This window comes from Xanthobacter aminoxidans (assembly GCF_023571765.1).
GTDB lineage: Bacteria > Pseudomonadota > Alphaproteobacteria > Rhizobiales > Xanthobacteraceae > Xanthobacter > Xanthobacter aminoxidans.
In genome coordinates this window covers 108,946-134,485 of the sequence record NZ_JAMJXC010000013.1, presented here as the reverse complement: position 1 = coordinate 134,485, position 25,540 = coordinate 108,946, and the positions used below count along the sequence as shown (strand labels likewise).

The 25,540-nt window shown below is 69.9% G+C and carries 16 protein-coding genes; 15 read left to right on the top strand and 1 reads right to left on the bottom strand.

Going from position 1 to position 25,540, the window contains the following annotated elements:
- Position 1 precedes the first annotated feature (1 nt).
- From EJ105_RS18960 to EJ105_RS18925, 8 genes are all read left to right on the top strand, one after another.
- Positions 2–988, top strand: coding sequence for an ABC transporter permease (locus EJ105_RS18960; protein ID WP_250167596.1), 987 nt, complete (start codon positions 2–4; stop codon positions 986–988).
- On the top strand, positions 988–2,028 hold the full coding sequence (locus tag EJ105_RS18955; protein ID WP_250167570.1) for an ABC transporter permease: 1,041 nt from the start codon (positions 988–990) through the stop codon (positions 2,026–2,028). Before EJ105_RS18960 ends, EJ105_RS18955 begins: the two co-directional genes overlap by 1 nt.
- The gene (locus EJ105_RS18950) at positions 2,029–3,045 is read left to right on the top strand and encodes an ABC transporter ATP-binding protein (RefSeq protein ID WP_250167569.1); all 1,017 of its coding nucleotides are present in this window, start codon (positions 2,029–2,031) and stop codon (positions 3,043–3,045) included. It abuts the gene before it with no gap.
- Entirely contained in the window at positions 3,026–3,976 is a 951-nt protein-coding gene (locus EJ105_RS18945) for an ABC transporter ATP-binding protein (protein ID WP_250167568.1), read from the top strand. The genes EJ105_RS18950 and EJ105_RS18945 overlap by 20 nt, the downstream gene beginning before the upstream one ends.
- An 11-nt stretch (positions 3,977–3,987) precedes the next feature.
- Entirely contained in the window at positions 3,988–5,124 is a 1,137-nt protein-coding gene (locus tag EJ105_RS18940) for an aldo/keto reductase (protein ID WP_250167567.1), read from the top strand.
- Positions 5,125–5,178: 54 nt separating this feature from the next.
- On the top strand, positions 5,179–6,543 hold the full coding sequence (locus tag EJ105_RS18935; protein WP_250167566.1) for an LLM class flavin-dependent oxidoreductase: 1,365 nt from the start codon (positions 5,179–5,181) through the stop codon (positions 6,541–6,543).
- Positions 6,544–6,658: 115 nt separating this feature from the next.
- Complete coding sequence (locus EJ105_RS18930; RefSeq protein ID WP_250167565.1) at positions 6,659–7,834, top strand: LLM class flavin-dependent oxidoreductase; 1,176 nt, start codon at positions 6,659–6,661, stop codon at positions 7,832–7,834.
- Between the two features lie 25 nt (positions 7,835–7,859).
- Positions 7,860–8,462, top strand: a complete 603-nt coding sequence (locus EJ105_RS18925) for a nitroreductase family protein (RefSeq protein ID WP_250167564.1) — start codon at positions 7,860–7,862, stop codon at positions 8,460–8,462.
- A gap of 75 nt (positions 8,463–8,537) precedes the next feature.
- Here the strand turns inward: EJ105_RS18925 and EJ105_RS18920 are convergent, their stop codons facing one another.
- Positions 8,538–9,767: an acyl-CoA dehydrogenase family protein gene (locus EJ105_RS18920; protein ID WP_250167563.1), complete on the bottom strand. Its 1,230-nt coding sequence runs from the start codon at positions 9,765–9,767 to the stop codon at positions 8,538–8,540.
- A gap of 226 nt (positions 9,768–9,993) precedes the next feature.
- Here EJ105_RS18920 and EJ105_RS18915 point away from each other — a divergent pair, with 226 nt between their 5' ends.
- The 7 genes from EJ105_RS18915 to EJ105_RS18885 all read left to right on the top strand — a co-directional run bounded on the left by EJ105_RS18915 (position 9,994) and on the right by EJ105_RS18885 (position 25,530).
- Positions 9,994–10,821: a MetQ/NlpA family ABC transporter substrate-binding protein gene (locus EJ105_RS18915; RefSeq protein WP_250167562.1), complete on the top strand. Its 828-nt coding sequence runs from the start codon at positions 9,994–9,996 to the stop codon at positions 10,819–10,821.
- 35 nt (positions 10,822–10,856) lie between these two features.
- The gene (locus tag EJ105_RS18910) at positions 10,857–12,068 is read left to right on the top strand and encodes an acyl-CoA dehydrogenase family protein (RefSeq protein WP_250167561.1); all 1,212 of its coding nucleotides are present in this window, start codon (positions 10,857–10,859) and stop codon (positions 12,066–12,068) included.
- 11 nt (positions 12,069–12,079) lie between these two features.
- Complete coding sequence (locus EJ105_RS18905; protein WP_250167560.1) at positions 12,080–13,492, top strand: LLM class flavin-dependent oxidoreductase; 1,413 nt, start codon at positions 12,080–12,082, stop codon at positions 13,490–13,492.
- 62 nt (positions 13,493–13,554) lie between these two features.
- The gene (locus EJ105_RS18900) at positions 13,555–14,415 is read left to right on the top strand and encodes an NADPH-dependent oxidoreductase (protein ID WP_250167559.1); all 861 of its coding nucleotides are present in this window, start codon (positions 13,555–13,557) and stop codon (positions 14,413–14,415) included.
- Between the two features lie 21 nt (positions 14,416–14,436).
- Positions 14,437–14,694: a hypothetical protein gene (locus tag EJ105_RS18895; protein WP_250167558.1), complete on the top strand. Its 258-nt coding sequence runs from the start codon at positions 14,437–14,439 to the stop codon at positions 14,692–14,694.
- A 7-nt stretch (positions 14,695–14,701) separates the two neighbouring features.
- The gene (locus EJ105_RS18890) at positions 14,702–15,229 is read left to right on the top strand and encodes a maleylpyruvate isomerase family mycothiol-dependent enzyme (RefSeq protein ID WP_250167557.1); all 528 of its coding nucleotides are present in this window, start codon (positions 14,702–14,704) and stop codon (positions 15,227–15,229) included.
- A 176-nt stretch (positions 15,230–15,405) separates the two neighbouring features.
- Complete coding sequence (locus EJ105_RS18885; RefSeq protein ID WP_250167556.1) at positions 15,406–25,530, top strand: autotransporter outer membrane beta-barrel domain-containing protein; 10,125 nt, start codon at positions 15,406–15,408, stop codon at positions 25,528–25,530.
- Positions 25,531–25,540 lie beyond the last annotated feature (10 nt).

The window sequence follows — 25,540 nt, the reverse complement described above, 5'->3', positions numbered from 1 at the left end:
CATGCGCCGTCTGCCCCGCATCCTGAAAGCCGTGCGGCGCACGGCGCTGCAGGCGGTGCCGACCGTCATCGGCATCCTCATCCTCAACTTCTTCCTGTTGCGGCTAACGCCGGGCGACGCGGCCGACGCATTGGCCGGCGAAGCTGGCGCGGCGACGGTGGAGACGCTTGCCGCGCTGAAATCCAAGTTCGGGCTGGATCTGCCGGTGGCGGAACAGCTCGGCGGGTATCTCTGGAACCTCGCCCATTTCAGCCTCGGCGTCTCGCCGCGCTACAACCAGCCGGTGGCGGAGCTGATCGGCGCGCGGCTGCCCAACACACTGAGCCTGATGGGCCTCGCCCTCGTCTTCGCGCTCCTCATCGGCATCACGCTCGGGGCGCTCATGGCGACGTTCGCCGGGCGGCCCACGGACCGGGTTCTGAGCGTTCTCGCGCTGCTGTTCTATTCCATCCCGAGCTTCTGGATCGGGCTGATGCTCATCGTCCTGTTCTCGGTGAAGCTTGGCTGGCTGCCCACCGGCGGGGCCGAGACCATCGGCGCGAACCTCACCGGTTGGGATGCGGTGCTGGACCGGGCGCGCTACCAGATCCTGCCGGCGCTCTCCCTCGCGCTCTTCTACGTGGCCATCTACGCCCGCCTCACCCGCGACGACATGATCGAGGTGCGCACGCAGGACCATGTGCGCACCGCCCGCGCCAAGGGCCTCTCGCCCTTCGCCGTCACCCGCGACCACGTGCTGCGCAACGCGCTCATTCCTGTCACCACCATGGCCGGCATTCACCTCGCCGGGCTCATGGGCGGGGCGGTGGTGGTGGAGACCGTGTTCAGCTGGCCCGGCCTCGGCCGGCTCGCCTACGAGGCGGTGATGGGGCGGGACTTCCATGTGCTGCTCGGCATCCTGCTTTTGTCGTCGCTGCTGGTGGTTGCGGTGAACGCGGCCATCGACATTCTCCAGGCGTGGCTCGATCCGCGCATCGAGGTGCGCTGATGCACGGCACCGGCACCCTCCCCAGCGGCGGCCACGCCGCAAACCCCCGCGCATCCGACGCCGAGGACCGCGCGGCAGCCGCGGCGCTGGGCGCCGAGCGCGCTCAAGCCGCGCAGCCTGAGCCTGATTTCTGGCCCAACGTCCATGCGCCGGATGCCGCGCGCACCGTGACGGCGGACGTGGCGCGGCTGGCGCCCGTGGGCCGGCGCCATGCGCTCCTCGTCTTCCTCTCCAATCCCACGGCGGTGGCGGGTCTCCTCATCCTCGCCGTCGTGGTGGGGGCGGCGCTGGCTGCCCCCGTGCTCTTCCCCGACGATCCGCTGGAGATGGCGGGGCGCCCCTTGCAGTGGCCGGGCCAGAACCCGCGCTTTCCGCTGGGCACCGACGCGCTTGGGCGGGACGTGCTGGCCGGGCTTGTCCACGGCGCGCGGGTGAGTCTGCTGGTGGGTGCCTGCGCGACGCTGGCGGGGCTCCTCGCCGGCATTCTGGTGGGCGCCACGGCGGGCTATTTCGGCGGCGTGGTGGATGATGTGCTCTCCAAGCTCATCGAGATCTTCCAGACGGTGCCGGGCTTCATCCTGCTCATCGTGCTGGTGGCCATCGCCCAGCCCTCGGTGCCGGCCATCGCGCTCGCCATCGCGGCGGTGTCGTGGCCGCAGGTGGCGCGCCTCGTGCGGGCGCAGTTCCGCGCCATCAAGGAAAAGGATTTCGTCGCCGCCGCGCGGGCGCTGGGCTTCGGGCATGGGCGCATCATCTTCCGCGAGATCCTGCCCAACGCGCTGCCGCCGGTCATCGTGCTCGCCTCGGTCACGGTGGCCACCGCCATCCTCATGGAAAGCGCGCTCTCCTTCATGGGGCTGGGCGACCCCAACGTGGTGAGCTGGGGCTCCATGATCGGCACCGGCCGCGACCTCCTGCGCACCGCCTGGTTCCTCAGCGCCATCCCCGGCGTCGCCATCGTGCTCACCGTGCTGTCGCTGAACCTGATCGGCGACGGCCTCAACGAGGCGCTCAATCCGCGCCGCGGCGGGGAGGGGTGAATGGCGCCGCTCATCGATGTACGCGACCTCTCCATCGCCTTCCCACGGGCGACTCCGGTGCGCGGCCTCTCCCTTACGGTCGCGGCGGGCGAGACCGTCGCGCTGGTGGGGGAGAGCGGATCGGGCAAGTCGCTCACCGCGCTGGCCTTGATGCGTCTGCTGCCGGACGCGGCGCGCATCGCCTCCGGCGAAATCCTGTTCCGGGGCCGCGATGGCGCCGTGACCGACCTCGCAGGGCTCGATGATCGCGCCCTGCGGCGGGTGCGCGGACGGGACATCGCCATGGTGTTCCAGGAGCCCATGACCTCGCTGAACCCGGTGCTCTCCGTCGGCCAGCAGGTGGCCGAGGTGGTGCGGCTGCACGAGGGCCTCTCTCGCCGCGCCGCCTTTGCCCGCGCGGTGGAACTGCTCGACCTCGTGCGCATCCCGGAGCCTCGGCGGCGGGCCGGAGACTATCCCCACGAGCTCTCCGGCGGCATGCGCCAAAGGGTGATGATCGCCATTGCGGTCGCCTGCGCCCCGCGCCTCCTCATCGCCGACGAGCCCACCACGGCGCTGGACGTGACCATTCAGGCGCAGGTGCTGGACCTGCTCGACGCCCTGCGGCGCGACCTCTCCATGGGCCTCCTGCTCATCACCCACGATCTCGGCGTGGTGGCCGAATGGGCCGACCGGGTGGCGGTGATGTATGCCGGCCGCAAGGTGGAGGATGCGCCGTTCGAGACCCTGTTCGGCGCGCCGCTGCACCCCTACACGCGCGGCCTGCTCGCCGCCTCGCCCCGGCTTGATGCCGGCCAGCACTATTCGGCCGGCGCGCTCGCCGAGATCGCCGGCTCCATCGCCTCGGCGGCGGGGGAGGAGGGCTGCGCCTTCGCCCCGCGCTGCCCGAACGCGCGGGCGCTGTGCCGCGCCGCCGTGCCGGCCCTTGATGCGGTCGCGCCCGGCCATCTCGTCGCTTGCCCCGTCACCACGTCGGAAGCGCAAAGGGAGGCGCGCCATGCCCTTGCTGTCGGTTGAGAACCTGCACGCCGGCTACGAGTCCGGTGGGCGCGTGCTGCGCGCGGTGGATGGCGTGTCCTTCGACGTGGCGCCGGGGGAAACAGTGGGCCTCGTGGGCGAGAGCGGCTGCGGCAAGTCCTCCCTCGCCAAGGTCATCATGCGTCTCGTGTCCCCTGCCTCGGGGCGGGTGGTGTTCGACGGGGTGGACGTGGGCGGCCTCGAAGGCGCGCCGCTGAAGGCCTATCGCCGGCAGGCGCAGATCGTATTTCAGGACCCGTTCGCCTCGCTCAATCCGCGCCAGTCCATCGCCGACATCCTCACCGCGCCTCTGGCTGTGCACCGCCTCGTGCCGCGCCGCGAGCGGTTAGCTGCAGCGGGGGATGCGCTGGAGCGGGTGGGCCTGCCGCGCGAGGCGCTCCAGCGCTATCCGCACGAATTCTCCGGCGGCCAGCGCCAGCGCCTTGGCATCGCCCGCGCGCTGATCCTCGCGCCGCGCCTCGTCATCTGCGACGAGCCGGTGTCGGCCCTCGACCTCTCCGTTCAGGCGCAGATCCTGAACCTCTTGGCGCGGCTGAAGGCGGAGCTTGGGCTCTCCTATCTCTTCATCTCCCATGATCTCTCGGTGGTGCGCTATTTCGCCGACCGGGTGCTGGTGATGTATCTCGGCCGCATCGTGGAGACGGGCTCCTGGCAGTCCATCTTCGCCCGCCCGCTCCATCCGTACACCCGCGCGCTGATCGAGGCCGTGCCGACGCCCGGGCGGCGGCGCCATGCCGCCCCGCTCTCCGGCGATCTGCCGAGCGCGCGCAACGTGCCGCCCGGCTGCCGCTTCCATCCGCGCTGCCCGCTGGCGACGCCCCTCTGTACCCAATCCGACCCCGCGCTGCGCCCCCTCGGGGCCGGCCGCGCCGTCGCCTGCCATCACGCGCCCGAAGAGGCGCTTCACTGAGGATTTCGCCCATGACCGCCCATGTGACCGCGCACGCCTTTCCGAAAGCCCCCGTGACGCCGCCGGAGTATCGCTATCTCGGCAGGAGCGGCCTGAAGGTGCCCAAGCTGGCGCTGGGCACCATGATGTTCGGTGGACCGACCGACGAGGCCACGTCCCACCGCATCATCCACAAGGCGAAGGAGCAGGGCTTCTTCTTCCTCGACACGGCGGATGCCTATCAGAACGGGCGCACCGAGGAGATCGTCGGCCGCGCGGTGAAGGGCGATCGGGACGCCTATGTGCTCGCCACCAAGTTCGCCAATCCCGGCGGCGCGGGACCGAACCGGCAGGGCATTTCCCGCAAGTGGATCATCGAGGCGGCGGAGGCGAGCCTCAGGCGCCTCGGCACCGATTACATCGACATCCTCTATTTCCACCGCGCCATCTTCGACGCGCCACTCGGCGAGGCGGTGCGGGCGGTGGCGGACCTCGTGAAGGCGGGGAAGGTGCGCTATTTCGGCGTCTCCAGCTTCCGCGGCTGGCGCATCGCCGAGGTGGCGCATCTCGCCGACCAGTTCGGCATCGACCGGCCCGTCGCCAGCCAGCCCCTCTACAACATCGTGGACCGCACGGCGGAGGTGGAGCAGCTTCCCGCCGCCCACCATTACGGCCTCGGCGTCGTCACCTATTCGCCGCTGGCGCGCGGCGTGCTCACCGGCAAATACGCCCCCGGCGTCGCGCCGGCGGCGGACAGTCGGGCCGGGCGCGGCGACCGGCGCATTCTGGAAACGGAGTGGCGCGCGCAATCCATCGATATCGCAGAGGCCATCGCCCGCCATGCGGCCGAGGCCGGCATTCCGGCGGCGACCTTTGCCTTGTCCTGGGTGCTGAACAACAGCCTCGTCACCTCGGCCATTGCCGGGCCGCGCACGGAAGCCCAGTGGGACGATTACGTCGCCGCCCTCGACTACGGCTTCACCGCCGCCGACGAGGCGCTGGTGGCCTCCCTCGTGCCGGACGGTCACGTCTCCACGAAATTCTACACCGACCCCAGCCACCCCGTGGAAGGCCGCGTGCCCCGCACCGGCGGCGGCGATGCGGCGGCGCGGGTGCAGGAGCGCGCGCAAGAACGCGTGGCTTCGCGCGTCGCCGCCCGCGTCGGCTGAACCAACCGAATGTTCTGCCCCTTCACGCCTTGAGCGATCAAAGGAGAGATCCCAATGGCAGTCCCATCGTCCCACGCCACGCGGCGGCAGCTCGTCCTCAACCTGTTCATCTATCCCGGCGGCCACCACGAGGCGGGCTGGCGCTATCCCGGCGCGCGGCCGGAGCGGCTGCTGGACATCACCTTCTACCAAGACCTCGCCCGCTCGGCCGAGGCGGCGAAGCTCGATGCGGTGTTCTTCGCCGACGGGCCGGCGCAGGTGGACAACATCCGCTACGCCTCGCGCTTCCGGCTGGAACCCTTGACCTGGCTCTCGGCCATCGCTGCCGCGACCACCCATATCGGCCTCATCGGCACGGCCTCCACCACCTATTACGAGCCCTACAATCTCGCCCGGCTGTACGCCTCGCTGGATCATCTCTCCGGCGGACGCGCAGGCTGGAACATCGTCACCACCGCCGTCCCCCAGGCGTCCGCCAATTTCGGCCTCGCCGAGACGCCGAGCCATGCCGAGCGCTATGCCCGCGCGGCCGAGTTCGTGGACGTGGTGACCAAGCTCTGGGACAGCTGGGAGGACGACGCCCTCGTGGCCGATCCCGTCTCCGGCCTGTTCGCGGACGACGCCAAGATCCACCCCATCGAGCATGTGGGCCGGCACTACCGGGTGAAGGGCGCGCTCAACACGCCGCGCCCGCCGCAGGGCCGTCCGGTCTATGTGCAGGCGGGCTCCTCCGACGACGGGCGCTCGTTTGCCGCGCGCTATGCGGAAGCCATCTTCACCGCGCACCAGACGGTGGAGAGCGCCAAGGCCTTCTATGCCGACATCAAGAAGCAGGCGGCGGGCCTCGGGCGCAATCCGGACCATGTGAAGATCCTGCCCGGCATCAGCCCCTATATCGGCTCCACCGAGGCGGAAGCGCGCCAACTGCACGAGGCGTTCAGCGACCTCATCCAGCCGGAATATTCCATCTCCCAGCTGAAGCAGATCACCGGCGTGGACTTCTCCGGCCATCCCCTCGGTGCGGTGGTGGAGCTGGACGCCTTCAAGGATGCCGGCCCCGCCAAGCTCGTGGCCAGCCGCTTCCAATTGGTGGTGGACATCGTGCGGCGGGAGAAGCCGACGCTCCGCCAGCTCATCGACCGCCTCGCCGGGGCGCGCGGCCATTATGTGGTGGTGGGCACGCCGGAGAAGATCGCCGACGAGATCCAGCTCTGGTTCGAAAGCGGCGCGGCCGACGGCTTCAACGTGATGCCCCCCTGGTATGCCGCCGGCTTCGACCTCTTCGCCTCGCAGGTAGTGCCCATCCTGCGCAAGCGTGGCCTGTTCCGCGCGGAATACACCGGCCGGACGCTGCGCGAGCACTACGGCCTGCCGCGGCCGCAGAGCCAGTTCGCCGAGGCGGCGCGCGCCACCGCCTGAGGCATTCCCGATCCCTTCGTGCCGGCGCTCCCCTGGCGACGACACGGATCCGGCCCCTTCTCCGGTCGCTCGGGGAAGGGGTCGGGGCTATTTCGATCCTCCCGCGAGGTCCGTCATGTCCGCTCTCGTGTCTGCTGTTCCGTCCGAAGCCCCGCTCCTGCGCGGCCCGCTGGACTTTCCCGACAGTCCGCTCTCCCGCTCGGCTCGCCAGCCCTTGATGCTGGGGCTGTTCCTGAACCTTCAGGACATCCACTTCTCCGACCATCCCACCAGCAACAGCTGGACCTACGACTACAATTCCGCCCTCGTGGAGAAGGCCGACGCGTTGGGCTTCGACATCGCCTTCTCGCGCACCCAGTGGCTGCCCAAGGGCGGCTATGACGGGGAAGCCTCGCTGGACAGCTTCGTGGCCCTCGGCGCCATGGCCGCGACGACGAAGAACATCCTCCTCATCTCCACTTTGCATGTGCTCTACGGGCCGTGGCACCCGCTTCACATCGCCAAGATCGGCGCCACCTTCGATCACATCTCCAAGGGGCGCTGGGGCATCAACATCGTCACCGGCCACCGTGCCATCGAGCACGAGATGTTCGGCTGGAACCGCATCGAGCATGACCGCCGCTACGACATGGCGGGCGAGCTGTTCGACGTGCTCCACCGCCTGTGGAGCGACAGCGAGAACTATTCCGTCGAGGGCCGGCTGAACCCGTGGAAGATCGTCAACGGCTACATCACGCCGAAGCCGCTCTATGGCCGGCCCATCCTTGTAACGGCGACGGGCTCGGACGCCGGCATCGACTTCGCGGCGGGGCATTCGGACCTGCTGTTCATCACCTCGCCGGGCGGCGCGCACATCGACAGCGCGCTGGAGACGCTGCCGGCCCACGTCGCCGCCATCAAGGCGCGGGCGCGGGCGAAGGGGAGGGAGGTGAAGGCCATCATCAACCCCATCATCGTCAGCCGTGCGACTTCAGCCGAGGCGCACGACCATGCCCGAGCCATCGCCGCCGGGGTGCCGGCACCCACCCACACCTCCTTCGGCCATCGCGGCTATGACAGCGATGCGGTGGCCTGGCTCGGCCGGCGCGATGCGACGCACAAGCAGGGGCTCAATCTCGGCGGCAATATCGAGATCATCGGCTCGCCGGAAGAAGTCGTGGACCAGCTCGCCGCACTGAAGCGCACCGGCATCGACGGCGTGCAGCTCAACTTCTATGACTTCGCCGCCGACCTCGACCATTTCGCCACGGCCATCCTGCCGTTGCTGAAGCAGGCCGGCCTAAGGCTGTGACCCTTTCCGCACTAGAGGATTTGCCATGACCATTGCCGTCCCGCCGCGCCAGAGCGAGCATCCTGTCGAGCCGCTGTTCCTGGAGCGCTGGTCGCCCCGCGCCTTCACCGGGGAGGAGATTCCGCAGGCCGAACTCAACTCCATCTTCGAAGCGGCGCGCTGGGCGCCTTCGAGCTTCAATTCGCAGCCCTGGCGCTTCCTCTATGCCCGCCGGGGCACGCCCGCGTTCGACACTTTCCTGAGCCTGCTCGTGCCGTTCAACCAGCAGTGGGCGCAGAATGCGGCGGTGCTCGTCTTCGTCGTTTCGGCCCGCAACTTCGTCCGGCCGGGGACGAGCGAGCCGGTGCCGGCGCGCAGCCATTCCTTCGATGCCGGCGCGGCCTGGGCGAACCTCGCCTTGCAGGCGACGAAGCTCGGCTGGCACGCCCACGGCATGGGCGGCTTCGATGTGGAGAAGGCCCGGACGGAGCTGAAGGTGCCTGAGGACTACGAGGTGGAGATCGCCGTCGCGCTGGGCCGTCGCGGCGACAAGTCCCTGCTGCCGGAGAGCTTCCACAAGGGCGAGACGCCAAGCGGCCGCCGCCCGCTCGCCGAGACCGTGTTCGAGGGCGCCTTTCCGGCGGCGTGACCCTTAAAAAGCAATGGCCCCGCCGGTGTCGCGGGGCCATCAGCGTGCGGCGCAAGACGCCTGAAAGACGCCGGATCAGAAAAAGCCTTTGGCCGGCAACGGCGTGCCCTTCACCAGCAGTTCGCCGATGGCCTTCGCCTTGTAGCTCGCCGGATTGTGCGAGGCGATGGTGCGGGCGTTGCGCCAGTGGCGGTCGAGGTTGACGGCCCGCTCGGTGGCCGAGGCGCCGCCGGTCTCGAACAGAAGCGCGCCGGACTTCAGCGCGAGATCATCCACCACCAGCTTCGCCTGCGCCGCCGCCTTCGCGGCCTCGGCTGCGAGCGCCTCGGCGGTTTCGTACCGGTCGCGGGCGTCGCTCACGCGGTCCAGCGCTTCGGCTGCCGCGAGGATCACCGCCTCGGCCGCGAAGGCGTGGGCCGCGAGCTGGCCCACCGCCTGTTGCAGGAAGGGGTCGTCTGCCGGGGTGGGCACCGGCGCATAATAGAAGCTGCGCTTGCGCCGCTTCACCAGCGCGATGGCATCCTCCAGCGCGCCGCGCGTAATGCCGGCCACCACGGTGGTGAGGAAGAGCTGCGCCTGCGTGTTTGAATAGGCGAGGCCGTAGCCCCGGCTGGGTGTGTCGAACACTGCCTCGTCCGCCTCCACCCGCACATTGTGGAAGCGCGTGGTGCCGGATGCGGTGAGGCGTTGGCCGGCGCCGTCCCAGTCATCGACGATCTCGATGCCCTCGCGCCGCGTGGGAATGATGACCGCTGCCAGCCGCCCGTCCGCCGTCGCCGCGCGGATGAGCATGGAATCGGCGAAGAGCGTGCCCGTGCTGTAATATTTGACGCCGTTGAGGCGGTAGCCGTCGCCATCGGGATCAAGCTTCGTGTCGGGCGCGAAGCCGCCGGCAGGGTTCGAGCCCGCTTCGGTGGAGGCGAGGCCGAAGAGGGTGCCGGCCGCCACCTCCGCCTGCCACGCCCGGCCCTTCGCATCATAGGGCCGCCGAGCGAATTGCTCGGCCACGGTGAAGTGGTTGCGGAAGATGTGCGCCACATTGGCGTCGGCCGCCGCGAGATCCAGCGCCAATTTGTAGGTCTGGCGGAAGGTCGCGCCCGCACCGCCATCCGCCTCGGCGAGCCTGAGCGCGCCGAAGCCGGCCTGCTTCAGAAGATCCACCGCCTCGAACGGCAGCACCCGGTCGCGCTCGCGCACACTGGAGCCGGCACCGATCTCCGCGAAGAGGTCGCGCCAGTCGGCGGGATCGGCCGAGCGGCGGCTGGAGGGCGCGACAGGGGGGAGGGGGATGACGGGTTTGTTCATGGCGGTTCCCGGCGTCGAAAGGGGCATGACGAAAAGGGATAGACACTGCGGCCTCGGTGTGCAAACTAATTCTATTAATTTTATAGAATAAAGGTCGGGCCGGCTTCCAGGCAGATCCGATCCTCACCGGCGCGCAGACCCGACGACATCTTCACAGCGGCTCCGCCTGCGCGGGGACGCGTGGGTTCGTGCGCCCTTCCGCCAGATCCTGACCGAGGACAGATCCATGACCTCCCGCTTCCGCTCCTCCCTCGCGGCCCTCGTCGTCTCCAGCCTCGCCCTGTTCACGCTCGCAACGGGCGCAAACGCGCAGGCCCCGGCCTCCGACAAGCCCCTGAAGATCGGCGTCTCGGCCGGTCCCTATGGCGACATCCTGCGCGAGGCGGCGAAGCTCTCGGCCGAGCAGGGGGTGAAGGCGGAGATCATCGAGTTCACCGACTGGAACCAGCCCAATGCGGCGCTGCAGGCCGGCGACATCGACCTCAACAATTTCCAGAACCGGCCGTATCTCGCCAATCAGGTGAAGACGCGCGGCTACACCATCGTCGCGCTGGATGAATCCATCCTCGTGCCGGCAGGCCTCTATTCCAAGAAGTACACGAGCTTCGCCGACATCCCGGCCGGCTCCAAGATCGCCATTCCCAACGATCCCACCAATGGCGGGCGCGCGCTTCTGCTGTTCCAGAAGGCCGGCCTCATCAAGCTGAAGCCGGGCTCGGGTCTCTATGCCAGCGTGCTCGACGTGGCGGAGAACCCGAAGAACCTGAAGATCGTGGAGATCGACGCTGCCCAGCTGCCGCGCTCGTTGGACGACGTGGCCGCCGCGTTCGTCTCCTCCAACTACGCCTATCTCGCCGGCCTCCAGCTGAAGAGCGCGCTTCTGGCCGAGACCACGCTGGAGGAGGCCAAGCCCTATTTCACCCTCGTCTTCGCCGCCCGCGAGGACCGCAAGGATGACCCGCGCATCGCCAAGTTCATCGCGGTCTACCGCTCCCAGCCGGTGAAGGACTTCACCCTCGCCAAGTTCAACGGCAGCCTCATCCCCACCTGGTGAGCGCCCCTGCCGAACCCCATCGAGGAGTGTGACCCATGAACCCGCCCGCCGCCCGTCCGTCCCATTTGTCCCTCGCCCCGGCTGCGCCCGCGCGGCCCGACTGGATCGCCCGCGCCCAAAGCGTCGCCGATGCGCTCACCCCAGACGCCGCCGAGCGCGACCGCACCGGCGCCTCGCCCCGGCGCGAGCTCGCGCTGCTGCGCGAGGCGGGGCTGCTCGAACTGCTCTATTCCGCCGAGCACGGCGGGGGCGGCGGATCGTTCACCGACGCGCTCCTCGCCGTGCGGGTGATCGGCCGGGCGGATGCTTCCATCGCCCAATTGCTCGCCTATCACTATCTCCACCTCACCAACGCCTTGTGGCGGGCGCGCCCCGAGCAGGCGGCGGCGCTGGCGCGGGCTTCGGTGGCCGGGCGCTGGTTCTGGGGCGGTGCCTCCAACCCGCGCGATCCGGAATCGCGCCTTGTGCCGGTGGAGGATTTCTATCGCCTCACCGGCCGCAAGACCTTCGCCTCCAATGCCGCGCTCGCCGATCGCATCACCCTGCGCGCGCAGCTGGGCGACGGCTTCGCCGTGCTCGTCGTGCCCGGCGACCGGGAGGGCGTGACCCACGGCAACGACTGGGACGCCTTCGGCCAGCGCCTGTCGGAGAGCGGCACCATCACCTTCGCCGACGTGAAGGTGGGGCGCGACGAGATCCTCGGCGATCCCGCCGCCCCGCCGCCGCCGCGCACGAGCCTGGTGGTGCCGTTCCACCAGCTGCTCATCGTCAATTTCTACATCGGCATCGCCAAGGGCGCGCTGGCCGAGGCCAACCGCTATATCCGCGAAGTCTCCCGCCCATGGCAGGCCTCCGGTGTGGAGAAGGCGCGGCTCGATCCCTACATTCTCGAGCATTACGGCAATCTCGACGTGCAGCTGCGCGCCTCCACCGCCCTGGCGGACGTGGCCGGCGTGCGCTTCGAGGCGGCAACGGCGCTGGGCAATGCCATCACCCCCGACGATCGCAACGTCGCCGCCGCGGCCATCTATGCGGCCAAGGTGCATTCCAGCCGCACGGCGCTGGAGATCACCTCCCGCATCTTCGAGCTGATGGGCGCCCGCGCCACCGCCGGCCACTACGGCTACGACCGCTTCTGGCGCAACATCCGTACCCATACCCTGCACGATCCGGTGGTCTACAAATCCCGCGAGGTGGGCAATTACGCCCTCAACGGCGTCATCACGCCGACCCCGCTCTACAGCTGAGCGAGGCTGACATGACGAAACCCCTTAACCGCGACATCCGCTTCAACGCCTTCAACATGGCCTCGCCCGGCCACACCTGGGCCGGCCTGTGGGCACATCCGCGCGACCGCGCCTTCGACTACAACAGCCTCGATTACTGGATCGACCTTGCGGTGACGGCCGAGCGCGGCCTGTTCGACGGCGTGTTCATCGCCGACGTGTTTGGCGTCTATGACGTCTACGGCAACAGCCCGGATGCGGCCCTGATCTCCGCCGCGCAGACGCCGGATATCGACCCCGCCCTCGTGGTGCCGAGCATGGCGCACGCCACCAAGCACATCGGCTTCGGCGTCACCGCCAACCTCACCTACGAGCACCCCTACCAGTTCGCCCGACGCTTCGCGACGCTGGACCACCTCACCCAGGGTCGCGTTGGCTGGAACATCGTCACCGGCTATCTCGACAGCGGCGCGCGTGGCATGGGCGACAAGGCGAACCGCGATCATGATGCGCGCTACGAGGCGGCGGAGGATTTCCTCGCCGCCGTCTACAAGCTGTGGGAGGGCAGCTGGGAGGAGGGGGCCGTGCGCCGCGACCGCGCCGCCCGCATCTTCACCGATCCCGCCAAGGTGCATCGCATTCGCCACGACGGGCCGTACTACCATGTGGACGGCATCCAGCTCGCCGAGCCCTCGCCCCAGCGTACGCCGGTACTCTATCAGGCCGGCACCTCGGGCCGCGGGCGGCTGTTCGCGGCGAAGCATTCGGAGGCCATCTTCCTCAATGGCCAGACCCGCCCCATCCTCGCCGAGGCGGTGCGCGCGGTGCGCACGGCGGCGGCGAGCTTCGGGCGAGATCCCTACGACATCCGCATGTTCCCCGGAGCGACGGTGATCGTCGCGCCCACCCGGGCCGAGGCCTTCGACCGGCTGGCCGAATATGCCCAGTATGTGGACACGGCCGGGCAACTGGCACTGCTCTCCGGCTGGACCGGCGTGGACCTCTCCACCCTCGATCCGCAGGAGGCCATCTCCTACGTGAAGAGCAACGCCATCCAGTCCACGCTGGAAAACCTCACCTTGCGCAGCGCCGAGCCGCTGAAGGTGAAGGACCTCGCCACCCTCTCCGCCACCGGCGCCCGCGCGCCCTTCATCGTCGGCGCACCCGGCGAGGTGGCGGACGAGATCATCTCCTGGGTGCGCGACACGGACGTGGACGGCTTCAACCTCAACCGCCTCGTCTCCCACGAGACGCTGGCCTCGTTCGTGGATCTCGTGGTGCCCGAGCTTCAGGATCGCGGCGTCTACAAGACGTCCTACGATGAGGGTACCCTGCGCGAGAAGCTGTTCCGCCGCGGTCCCCTCCTGCCCGACACGCACCCCGCCGCCGGCTTCCGCCGGAATGCGGGAGCCGTCGCCGTCGAGAAGCCGCGCGCCACGGCCTGATCGAGACCGCCTGATCGCATTTGGGCGCCGTTCGCGGCGCCGTCCCACGGAGCTTGCCCTGAATGACCGACATAGCCACCGGCGCCACCCTCGCGCCCGATGAAGCCGCGGCCGCACGCGCCCTGCTGGAGGCCCGCTACGGCGCGGCCGAGGCGCCGGGCGGCATCCTCCTCAACAACACCATCGCCGGCCTCCTGAGCCATCGCAGCGTGCGCGCCTTCACGCAGGAGCCGCTGCCGGAGGGGCTGCTGGAGACGCTGGTGGCGGCGGCGCAATCCGCCCCGTCCTCCTCCAACCTCCAGACCTTCAGCGTGGTGGCGGTGGAGAACCCGGCCACCAAGGCACGCCTCGCCGAGATCGCCGGCGGGCAGAAGCATGTCGTCGAGGCGCCTTTGGTGCTGGTGTGGCTCGCCGACCTCGCGCGGCTGGAGGAGATCGGCCGCCGCAACGCCCACCCGACCGACGCGCTGGGCTTTCTGGAAACCCTGTTCGTCGGCTTCATCGACGCCGCTCTGGCGGCGCAGAATGCGTTGGTGGCGCTGGAATCCCTCGGGCTCGGCGGCGTCTATCTCGGCGCGCTGCGCAACCGGCCAGTTGAACTGGCCGAACTGCTGGGCCTGCCGCCCAACGTGGTGGGCGTGTTCGGCCTCGCCATCGGCCATCCCGATCCCGACCGGCCGGCGGATGTGAAGCCGCGCATTCCCCAGCGCCTCGTGCTCCACCGCGAGCGCTATGACGCGAGCCTGCCACAGGACGCCCTGGACCATTACGAGGCGGCGCTGAAGGCGTTCCAGAAGGGCCAGAACATCCCCGAGATCGGCTGGATCGCCGCCGCCCTCCCGCGCGTGCGCGGCGCCTCGTCCCTCGCCGGCCGCGACCGCATCCGCGACGCGCTGACGGCGCTCGGCTTCGGCCTGCGCTGAGGGCAAAGGCCACCTGCAGGCGTGGGCGACCGTCCAGGGCGGCGCGCCCGCGCGGCGTGGAACCTCGTCACTTCCTCCGGCGGGGAGGAGGCCCGCACCTTCAACCTGGTCGAACACATCCCCACGTTGACCGCGCAGACCGGCCGCGCTCGCGAATTCGTCGAGGTGGTGAAGGGGCGGCAGAACAGCTGGGAGGACGAAGCCTTTCTGTGGGACAAGGTCTCCGGCAGCCGACGACGCGGCGGGAGAAGAGATCGATCACGACCGCAAGCTCGGTGAAGCCCTCGTGGGCGATCGGTTGCGGGTCGAGTGGCTGGCGACAGCGACCGCGATCAGCGCGCACTGGTCGGATATCAATCCGTCCATGAGAGCGGTCTGGGCGGGGCGGGAAATGAGCGTCCGCTCCCTGATAACGTCCCGCCTGAAGGAAACCTGGGCACATGCGCAGGCCGTGTACGACATATTGGGCGTGGACAGAATAAGCCGGGACAGGATCAAGGGCATTGCGGCGCTTGGGGTCAGCACGTTCGGCTGGAGTTTCCGCGTTGGCAAGATGGAGGTTCCGGCCATCGTTCCTCATGTTGCTCTGACAAGTCCGTCGGGTGAGATCTGGCGGTGGGGACCTCAGTCTCATTTGGAAATCATCTCCGGCTCCGCGGAGGCGTTCTGCCAAGTTGTCACGCAAGTGCGCAACATCAAGGATGTTCGCCTCAACGGGGTGGGGGACGTGGCGCAGACGTGGATGGAGAACACCCAGTGCTTCGCGGGCGCGCCGCAGGGTTCTCCCCCGCCCGGAACCAGGTTTCGGATATGAGCGCACCGCACTGAGAAAGGCGCCTGCGTGGTCGTGATAGTCCCGTAGGCGTCCCTTTCGGTCCTTTAGCCACGCAACCTCTGGCGGCGGCTTTTTGGTGGGCGAGCCATCTCCAACGGTTGCGCTTTCACCCCCAGGACAACAATATCCTACCGTAGGCTTTGCTGGGGGCGGGAATGCCTGGGGATGGGATTGCGCTGAACCGTGGTCCGCGGGCGACGGCATCGAACGTGTATGGCGCCTCCACGGCGCGGATGCTTCTGTCCACCGCGCTCACGACAACCCTGTGCAGCCTCGCATTGGTCGCCGCGCCCGTCGCGGTCCGGTCGGCAGCGGCGCAGACCGTGGTGACGATGCCCTTCAGCCAGACGATAACGGGCTCGGGCGGTTCGAACGGGTCCAACACACGTTACGACTTTGAAAGCGCCACGGGCGGCTCCGGCGGCATCGGAGCTTCCGTCGGAGCCACGTCCATCACGATCAGCGGGGGATCGACCAGCACCTACGCCATCAATAGTTCAACACAGGGTGGCGTTGGCGGATCGGGCGGCTATGGCAAGGTCCTTCACGGCACCGGCACGGGCACGGGCGGCCCGGGTGGGACGGGCGGCGATGGCGGTGTATTCACGGCGACGCTGACCGGCGTTACGGCCAACCAGACGACCGGCACGGTGGTCTCGACCGCCTCGATGGGCGGCGCCGGAGGAGCCGGCGGCTACGGTTTCAGCAACCTCGGCCAAGCGTATGGCGGTGCGGGCGAAACAGGCGGCAATGGTGGCGCCATCACCATCACGGTCTCCGGTTCCAATCTATCGTCCCAGGCCGGCGGCATCATCATCTCGACCATCGGCGGCGTCGGCGGCGTCGGCGGTAAAGCCTATGGCACGGCAAATTCGGACGGCGGCAACGGCGGCAACGGCGGCAACGGCGGCAGCGCGTCCATAACGGTGACCTCGTCTACAATTGTCAGCGGCAGCGGTGCGGCCGTGAGCGCGGTCTCGGTAGGTGGCGCTGGCGGGGACAGCGGCTATGTCCACACCCTGGCTGCGGCTCAAGGTGGCTCCGCCGGCGCGGGTGGGAACGGCGGGACGGTGAGCGTCACCCTTGCCAATGCCACCCTGACAAGTCAGGGCGGAGTTGGCCTCATTGCCGTCTCCCTGGGCGGAGCAGGAGGCTCGGCCGCAGAAGCCGATTCCACTTTTGCCAATGCAACCGGAGAGGTTGGTGGCAGCGGTGGCAATGCCGGAAGTGTTACCGTCGTGGTCTCCGGCACCGTCTCCTCGGCCCAATCCGGCATCGTTGCCCTGTCCAATGGCGGGACCGGCGGGCAGGGCGGCTTCAGCGACGGCGGCTTTTCCGAATCCTGGGGCGGCAACGGCGGCGTAGGCGGCAATGGCGGGACCGTCTCCGTAACCGTCCAGCAGCAGTCACAAATCACCACCACGGGCGACTCCGCATCGGCCATCATGGTGTTTGCCAATGGCGGCGCGGGCGGCTACGGCGGTAAGGCGAATGCCGCCGCCGAGGCCTTCGGCGGCAACGGCGGAACGGGTGGCACGAGCGGCACAGCTACCGTCACGGTCCAAAACGGCGTCACCATCTCCACAAGCGGCGATGAGGCCCATGGCATCCTCGTTTCCGCCAACGGCGGGGCGGGCGGCAATGGGGCGCCGGCTGATGAATCGCTCAACGAGACCGGCGGCAGCGGCGGCACGGGCGGAAGTGCTGCGAGTGGCACCGTTGTCAATGTGACCATCGCAAGCGGATCGACCGTCAAGACCTCGGGCTATGCCTCGAACGCCATCGTCGCGCAGAGCCTCGGCGGCACCGGCGCGAACGGCGCGTCCGTGGGCGGGTTCATCAGCAGCTCCGGCGGCGTGGCCGGCCCGGGCGGCGCCGCGGGCAACGTCTATCTGAACTCCGGCGGCGCGGTCTCAACCAGCGGCAATGGCTCGGTCGGCATCGTGGTGCAATCCGTCGCGGGCGGTGGCGGCAACGGCGGCTCGGCAGATGCGGTGTTCGTCTCCATGGGCGGGAACGGCGCCGTCAGCGGCGCGGGCGCGAACGCCACGGGCATCAACACCGGGACGGTCACCACCACCGGGAATTACGCCCACGGAATGCTCGTGCAGTCGGTGGGCGGCGGTGGCGGCAACCTCATCGTGGGCGGATGCTCAAACGTCGCCGCGGGGTGTGTCGCCGTCGGCGGCTCCGTCGGCAATTCAGGCACGTCCGGCACCGGCGGCAGTGCGGAAGCGACCGCCAAGAATTACGGCGTCATCACCACCAGCGGCAAGTTCTCGGACGGTGTTCTGGCCCAGTCCATCGGCGGGGGCGGGGGCAACGGCGGGGGCGCGGGCGGTGTCGCATCCCTCGGCGGACAGGGCGCGTCGGGCGGAGACGGCGGGAAGACCGCGCTCTACAATTCGGGAACGATCGTCACCAGCGGCGACAATTCGCTCGGTGTGGTCGCGCAGTCCGTGGGCGGCGGGGGCGGGCGCGGCGGCGGCACCATGAGCGTCGGTGTCGGCGTGTCCGCAGCCATCGGCGGCGGCGGGGGCAGCGGCGGCAATGGCGGAAACGTCTATGTGACGAATTCCGGTGTGGCGCCGGGCACCGTCACCATCGTCACGTCTGGCAGCTATTCCACGGCCCTGCTGGCCCAGTCCATCGGCGGCGGCGGCGGCGCGGGCGGGAAGGCGGTGGCCGACACCGTCGAAGGCGCGGCCCTGACCATCGGCGGCTCCGGCGGGTCCGGTGGCTCCGGCGGCACGGTCACCGTCACGAACTCAGCGGGCATCGTCACCACGGGCGACCGCGCGTCCGCCATTCTCGCCCAGTCGGTGGGGGGCGGTGGCGGTTCGGGCGGCAGCGGGCTGTCGCAGAGCGGCGGCCTGTATGTCGCGGTTGCGGCGGCGGTGGGCGGATCGGGCGGCAGCGGTGGCAACGGCGGCAACGTCACCGTCACCAATTCAGGGCAGATCGTCACCAGCGGCCTCGATTCCATGGGCATGGTGGTGCAGTCCATCGGCGGCGGCGGCGGCAATGGCGGTTCTTCCGCCGCCAACGCCATTTCCGCAGGCGTCGAAGGGTCGGTCACTGTCAACGCCAGCGTGGGCGGCTCGGGCGGGGACGGCGGTATCGGCATGGCCGCCAGCGCCACCAATACCGGCTCCATCAAGACCTCCGGCGCCGGCTCGACCGGCATCCTGGCGCAGTCCATCGGCGGGGGCGGCGGAACCGGCGGAGATGCGAGCGCGCTCGGCGTCAGCGTGTCCAGCGGCGTCGCCCTGACGGTCTCGGCGACGCTGGGTGGGCAGGGCGGAGCGGGCCAGAATTCCGGCACGGTGACGGTGAACAATTCCGGCACCATCGCCACGTCCGGCGATTTCGCCGACGGCATCATCGCCCAGGCCGTCGGCGGCGGCGGTGGCAATGGCGGCGTGGGCTCCACCTCGTCCAATGCCGCATCTCTTTCCGGCAAGACCTCCGTGTCGCTCGGGCTCGGCGCCGGGGGAAGCGGCAATGTCGCGGGCAACGCCTATGCGGTGACGGTAATCCAGTCCGGCACCATCACCACGTCCGGCACCAGCGCGCGGGGCATCCTTGCGCAATCGGTGGGCGGCGGCGGCGGCACCGCGGGCGGCGGCACGGCCGATGCCGCAGGCGGCTCCGTCGACCTGAGCGTCGGGCTGGGCGGCAAGGGCGGTGGTGGCGGCAAGGGCGGCGACGTCACTGTGACCGACACCGGGCAGATCGCGACGACCGGTGCCGATGCGGATGCCATTCTCGCCCAGTCGGTGGGCGGCGGTGGCGGCACCGGCGGCTCCGCCTCGGGCAAGAGCAGCACCAAAGCCTCCGATCTTTCAGGGGGCTCCAACACGTCCTTCACCCTCTCCGCAGACCTCGGCGGCAAGGGCGGCAAGGGCGGCAACGGCGGAAGCGTCACGGTCACGGCCCTCACGCCCAGTTCAGCCCAGCCGATCCACATCCAGACCTCCGGCGATCACGCCTCGGCCATCGTGGCGCAATCCATCGGTGGCGGCGGTGGCAAGGGCGGCGCGGCGGCGGGCTCCGCGAGCGGCGGGCAGGCTGGCCTCACCCTCACCCTCGGCGCGACAGGCGGAAGTGGCGGCACGGGCGGCAACGTCACGGTGAATACCGACGCCATCATCGAGACCAAGGGCGCAGATTCCGTCGCCATCCTGGCCCAGTCGGTGGGCGGCGGCGGCGGCATCGGCGGCAACTCCAACGCGGCCGCCTCGTCGAAGATCTCGCTCGGCGCATCCCTCGCGGGAGGGGGCGGCCTGGGTTATTCCGGCGGCACCGTCACAGTGACCACCGCGGGTCAGATCACCACATCCGGCAAGCTCTCGGATGCCATCCTGGCCCAGTCGGTGGGCGGCGGCGGCGTGGGCGGATCGGTGGGAGCGGATTCCCATGCCTCCGGCGGCCAGTCGGTGTCGGCGACGCTGACCCTCGGCGGAGCGGGGGGGACCGGCTCCAACGGCGGCAATGTCTATGTGACCAATTCCGCCGCCATCAGGACGAGCGGTGACATGGCCAACGGCATCCTCGCCCAATCGGTGGGCGGCGGTGGCGGCAAGGGCGGCTCATCCACCGCCAAGGGCTCCGGCGGCAGCTATTCCATCACCGCAACCCTCGGCGGCGCGGGCGGCGCCGGCTCCGAGGGCGGCAAGGTAAGCGTGACGAATTCGGGAACCATCCTCGTCACCGGCGACCATTCCAATGCCATCCTCGCCCAGTCGGTGGGCGGCGGCGGCGGCACGGCGGGCGCGAGCGCTGCGACCAGCGCGGCCAAGACCGCGAGCCTCTCCTTCGCCCTCGCCGGCACGGGCGGGACGGGGGCCTACGGCGGAGCGGTGACGGTCACGAGCACCGGCGATATCCGCACCGAGGGGCAGGACGGCGTCGGCATCCTGGCGCAGTCCATCGGTGGTGGCGGCGGCAATGCGGGCAGTTCCACCAATGCGGCCACCGGCAAGTTCGCCATCGGCTCGGCGATCGGCGGAACCGGCGGCGGCGGCGGCAACGGCGGAGCCGTGACCGTCGACCTGTATAATGCCAAGCTCGGCAGCCTCGTCACCACCGGAAATGGTTCGGACGGCGTGCTGGCCCAGTCCATCGGCGGCAGTGGCGGCAACGGCGGGGCCGGCTCGGGCAAGGCGGACGGGGCCGGCGGCAACAGCGCCAGCCTCGACGTCACGGTTGGCGGCGGCGGCGGCTCCGGCGGCCAGGGTGAAAAGGTCGTGGTGAACAACGGCAGCGCGACCACCCAGGGCGTCGCCATCACCACGCTCGGCACCGGTTCCAATGGTCTCGTCGCGCAGTCCATCGGCGGCGGCGGCGGCAAGGGTGGCGCCACAACGTCGTCAAGCGCCGCGAAAGGTTCCTCGTCCACCGTCGGCCTGACGGTCGGGATTGGCGGTAACGGCGGTTCGGGGAATTCTGGCGGCGGCGCCTATGTGACCACTGTCGGCGGCACCATCGTGACCGGCGGCGACCATGCCTCCGGCATCGTGGCGCAGTCCATCGGCGGCGGCGGCGGCATCGCGCTCGCCTCCCATACTGCGGCGGACGGCACCAAGGCCGACGCGACCGTGACCGCCACGCTGGGCGGAAGCGGCGGCTCCGGCAACACGGGCGGCACCGCCTCCGTCGAGAACGGCGCAACCATCCTCACTCTCGGCAATTTCAGCTACGGCATCCTGGCGCAGTCCATCGGTGGCGGCGGCGGCAAGTCGGGCACTTCGGCTGGAGCCGCCAATGGCGGCACGGCAGGCGTCAACCTGACCCTGGCGGGGTCGGGCGGCAGCGGCGGCGACGGCGAGTTGGCCTCGGTCTCCACCTCCGGCAGCATCTACACGACCGGGCAGGGCGCCACCGGCATCCTCGTGCAATCCATCGGCGGTGGCGGCGGCGCAGCCGGCAGCGCCGACAATGCCGCTTCCGGCAAGATCAGCATCGGCGCCGCGCTCGGTGGTTCCGGCGGCGGGGGCGGCAATGGCGGGCAAGCCACTGCCACCCTGTCCGCGACCGGCGGCGGCGGCAGGATCATCACCACCGGCGACGCGGCGGATGCCGTTCTCGTGCAGTCCATCGGTGGCGGCGGCGGTTCGGCCGGCTCGGGTACGGGCCAGGCCGACGGCAAGGGTGGCAACGGCCTCGGCCTGTCGGTGGACATCGGCGGCGGGGGCGGCAGCGCCGGAAACGGCTATTCCGCCATCATCACCAACGGCACCGGGGCCGACCCGAGCGCCACCGCCTTCGCCATCGTGACCGTGGGCACCGGCTCCAATGGCCTGGTCGCGCAGTCCATCGGCGGCGGCGGCGGCAAGGGCGGCGCGGCCTCCTCCACCACCTCGGGCGCGGACGCGGCCAATGTTTCCGCCACCCTCGGCGGGAGCGGTGCGACCGGTGGCAACGGCGGCGCGGCCACCGTGGTCAACGCCGGACGGGTGCAGACCTCCGGCGACCACGCCAGCGCCATCGTCGCGCAGTCCATTGGCGGCGGCGGCGGCAATGCGGTGTCCACCGTCTCCACCGCATCGGGTCAGAGCGCGCAGCTCAATCTCGGTGCCAGCCTCGGCGGTAGCGGCAAGGGCGGGGGCAACGGCGGCCTCACCACCGTGAACAATTCCGGCACGCTCGTCACCAGCGGCGATTTCGGCCACGGCATCCTGGCGCAGTCCATCGGTGGCGGCGGCGGCTCGGCCGCCGTGACGGGAAACAGCGGCACCGGCGGCACGGCGGCCGTCACCCTGTCCCTCAGCGGCAGCGGCGGCCAGGGCGGCTACGGCAACACGGTGTCGGTCTCCAATACGGGCGACATCTTCACCGCCGGCACCGGGGCGAGCGCCATCCTGGCGCAGTCCATCGGCGGCGGCGGCGGCGCGGCCGGCAGCGCCCAGAATGCCACCAGCGGCAAGATCGCGGTGGGGACCATCGTCGGCGGCACGGGCGGGGCGGGCGGTCATGGCGGCCAGGTCTCCGTGACCGCTACGGGGGCCGTGACCATCGCCACGACGGGCGATGCGGCGGATGCCATCGTCGCCCAGTCCATCGGCGGCTCGGGCGGCGTCGGCGGCGCCGGCAAGTCCACCGCAGACGGCAAGGGCGGGAACAGCTTCGACCTGTCCGCGACCGTGGGCGGCAGCGGCGGCAGCGGCGGATATGGCGGCAAAGTCGAGGTCCTGTTCGGCAGCGGGGACACGTCCCACCTTGTCACGAAGGGGCACAATTCCGCGGGCATCCTCGCCCAGTCCATCGGCGGTGGCGGCGGCAAGGCCTCCGTCGCTTCGTCCTCCGGCGGCGACACCGGCGGCAAAGCGAGCGTGACCGCCAGTCTGGGCGGCTCGGGCGGCGGCGGTGGCAATGGCGGCAACGTCACCATCGGCATCAACGGCGTAATCCAGACGCTGGGTGACGGCTCCGACGGCGTTCTGGCCCAGTCCATCGGCGGCGGCGGCGGCAATGCATCCGTCGCCAACAACGTCGCCAACGGCGGGCAGAACACCATTACCGCCACATTTTCCCTCGGTGGTGCCGGTGGCGTGGCGGGCAAGGGCGAGACCGTCAACGTCACGCAGCAGGGCACCATCGTCACCAGCGGCGATCTCGCCAACGGCATGGTGCTTCAGTCCATCGGCGGCGGTGGCGGGCGGGCCTCGACCGTGGCCACCGATTCCGGCAACGGCATTTTCTCCGCGACCGTGGGCCTCGGAGCCTCGGGCGGTGCGGGCGGCGCCGGCGGCAAGGTCTATGGCAACGTGTACGGCACCATCCAGACGTCGGGCGATGCCTCCATCGGCGTTCTGGCGCAGTCCATCGGCGGCGGCGGCGGCATCGCCGCGACCAGCTCCACCAAGACATCGGGCAGCCACTCGCTCGCCCTGACCCTGGGCGGCGATGGCGGCAGCAGCAGTGAGGGCGGCATCGTCACCTTGGATCTCGCCGCCGGCTCGGTAATCCGCACCTCGGGGGACAATGCGTTCGGCGTGCTCGCCCAGTCCATCGGCGGCGGCGGCGGCATCGGCGGCACGTCTTCGGCCGACGCGACAGGCGCCGTCGCGTTCGGCGGGTCGGCCGGGCAGGGCGGGAATGGCGGCAACATCTACGCCCTCGCCGCTGGAACCATCGTCACCTCCGGCACCGGCGCGTCGGCCATCTTCGCCCAGTCGGTGGGTGGCGGCGGCGGCATCGGCGGCTCGGCGGCAAGCGCGGTGTTCTCGAACCAGGACGGCATCCAGGGCAGCGGCGGCGGCTCGGGCAATGGCGGCGCCATCTACGTCTCCCTCACCGGCACGGCCACGACGCGGGGCGACAACGCGCCGGTGATCGTGGCCCAGTCCATCGGCGGCGGTGGCGGCCTTGCGGCGACTGCCGGAGGCGTCGGCCTCGGCACGGCCGGCGGCGCGGGCACCGGTGGGCCTGTCACCGTGCTGGTCTCCGGCAGCGCCATCGCCACCGGCGACAATTCGCCGGCCATCTTCGCGCAGAGCCTCGGGGCGAGCGGAAACGGCCAGATCCAGATCCTCATCGCCGATGGCGGCGTGGTGCGGGGCGGCACGGGCACCGCTGCCATCGTCCTTTCGGGCGGGACCGAGAACACAGTCACCATCGCGCAGGGCGCGACGGTCTCCGGCCTCAGCGGCGTGGCCATCGCGGCCGGCGTCGGCGACGACAGCGTGGTCAACAAGGGCACGCTGAACGGCAGCGTCGATCTCGGCGGCGGCACCAACGGGCTCGTCAACGAGGCGGGCGCGACGTTCAATTCCGGCACGGTCGTCAAGACTGCCGGGGACACCTCCACCTTCGCCGCCACCTTCGGTGCGGGGCCGGGCGCTCCGGGCTTCATCAACCACGGTACGGTCAATCCCGGCGGGCTGGGCGTGATCGCCACCACCAGCATCGCCGGCGGTCTTGGCTCCGACGGCGTTCTACAGGTGGACGTGGATTCCGCCTCGGCCCGCAACGACCAGATCCGCGTCGTCGGCGGGGCCACCATCAGCGGCACCATCGATCCGCGCGCGACCAGCATCGCGCCGAAGGACTCCTACACCATCTTCGTCGCGGATCAGCTGACCAGCACGGCGGTGGCGAAGGACAGCGGCCTTGCCTACAGCTGGGCGGTGCATGCCGACGATACCTCCCTGACCATCAGCCCCATCGCCCACTTCCTGCCCAAGGGCGTGTGGCTGTCGGGCAATGAGGCATCCGTTGGCGGAAGCCTGCAGCGGGTGTGGGACACCGGCGATGTCGGCGGCATGTCCAAGGTGTTCAACGGCCTCATCGACATCAATTCGGCGCTGGCCTACCAGAGCGCGCTGGGCCAGCTCTCCCCGCAACTGCTCCAGGCCCCGGCGGGACTGCGCATCGGCGAGAGTCAGGCCTTCCTCGACCGCACCTTGAGCTGCCCCGTGTTCGTGGCATCGAGCATCCAGCTGCGGGAGGACAATTGCGCCTGGGCGCGGATCATCTACGACCACACCGGCCAGACGACCACCTCGCAGATGCAGGGCTATGCCTCCGACAGCCTGATCTTCCAGGCGGGAGTCCAGCACGAGCTGGCCACGGACTGGTTCCTCGCCTTGTCGGGCGCCTACCAGCAGTCGTCGGTCTCCAGTCCCAGCGGCTGGTTCTCGGCGAGCGGCAACGGCGGCGATATCGGCGTCGCCCTGAAGCGGCAGTGGGGCCCCTGGCTGTTCTCCGCGGCCGTGGACGCCGGCTGGGTCTCCTATGACAACACCCGGACCATCGGCATCGCCGGCGGTCAGGCCACCAGCAACTCCGATGTGTACAACGTCACCGGCCGGCTGCGGGCATCCTACGAATTCTCGTTCGCCAACTACTATGTGCGGCCGAGGCTGGACCTCGACCTCATTCACGTGGAGATGCCGGGCTTCAGCGAACTCGGCCGCACGGGAGCCGAGCTGGCGTTGCAGGGATCGAGCCTCACCACCTTCGTCGCCACCCCGGCGGTAGAGTTCGGCGGCCGGATGGACCTGCCGGACGGGGTGGTGCTCCGGCCCTACATGACGCTCGGCGCGTCCTTCGCCTCCAACGATGCCTGGCAAACGACGGCCCGCTTCCTGTGGGCGCCGCTGTCTGCCGGCAGCTTCGTCACCACCACGCCGCTGCCGGACGTGCTGGGCAATCTCGACCTCGGATTGCAGGCCGTTACCCGCGACAATCTGGAGATCAAGGTGGAGTACGGCCTCAATGTCGGCCAGGATTTCCTGTCCCAGCGCGGCATGGCGCGCTTCGCCGTCCACTTCTGAGGGCGGCGGC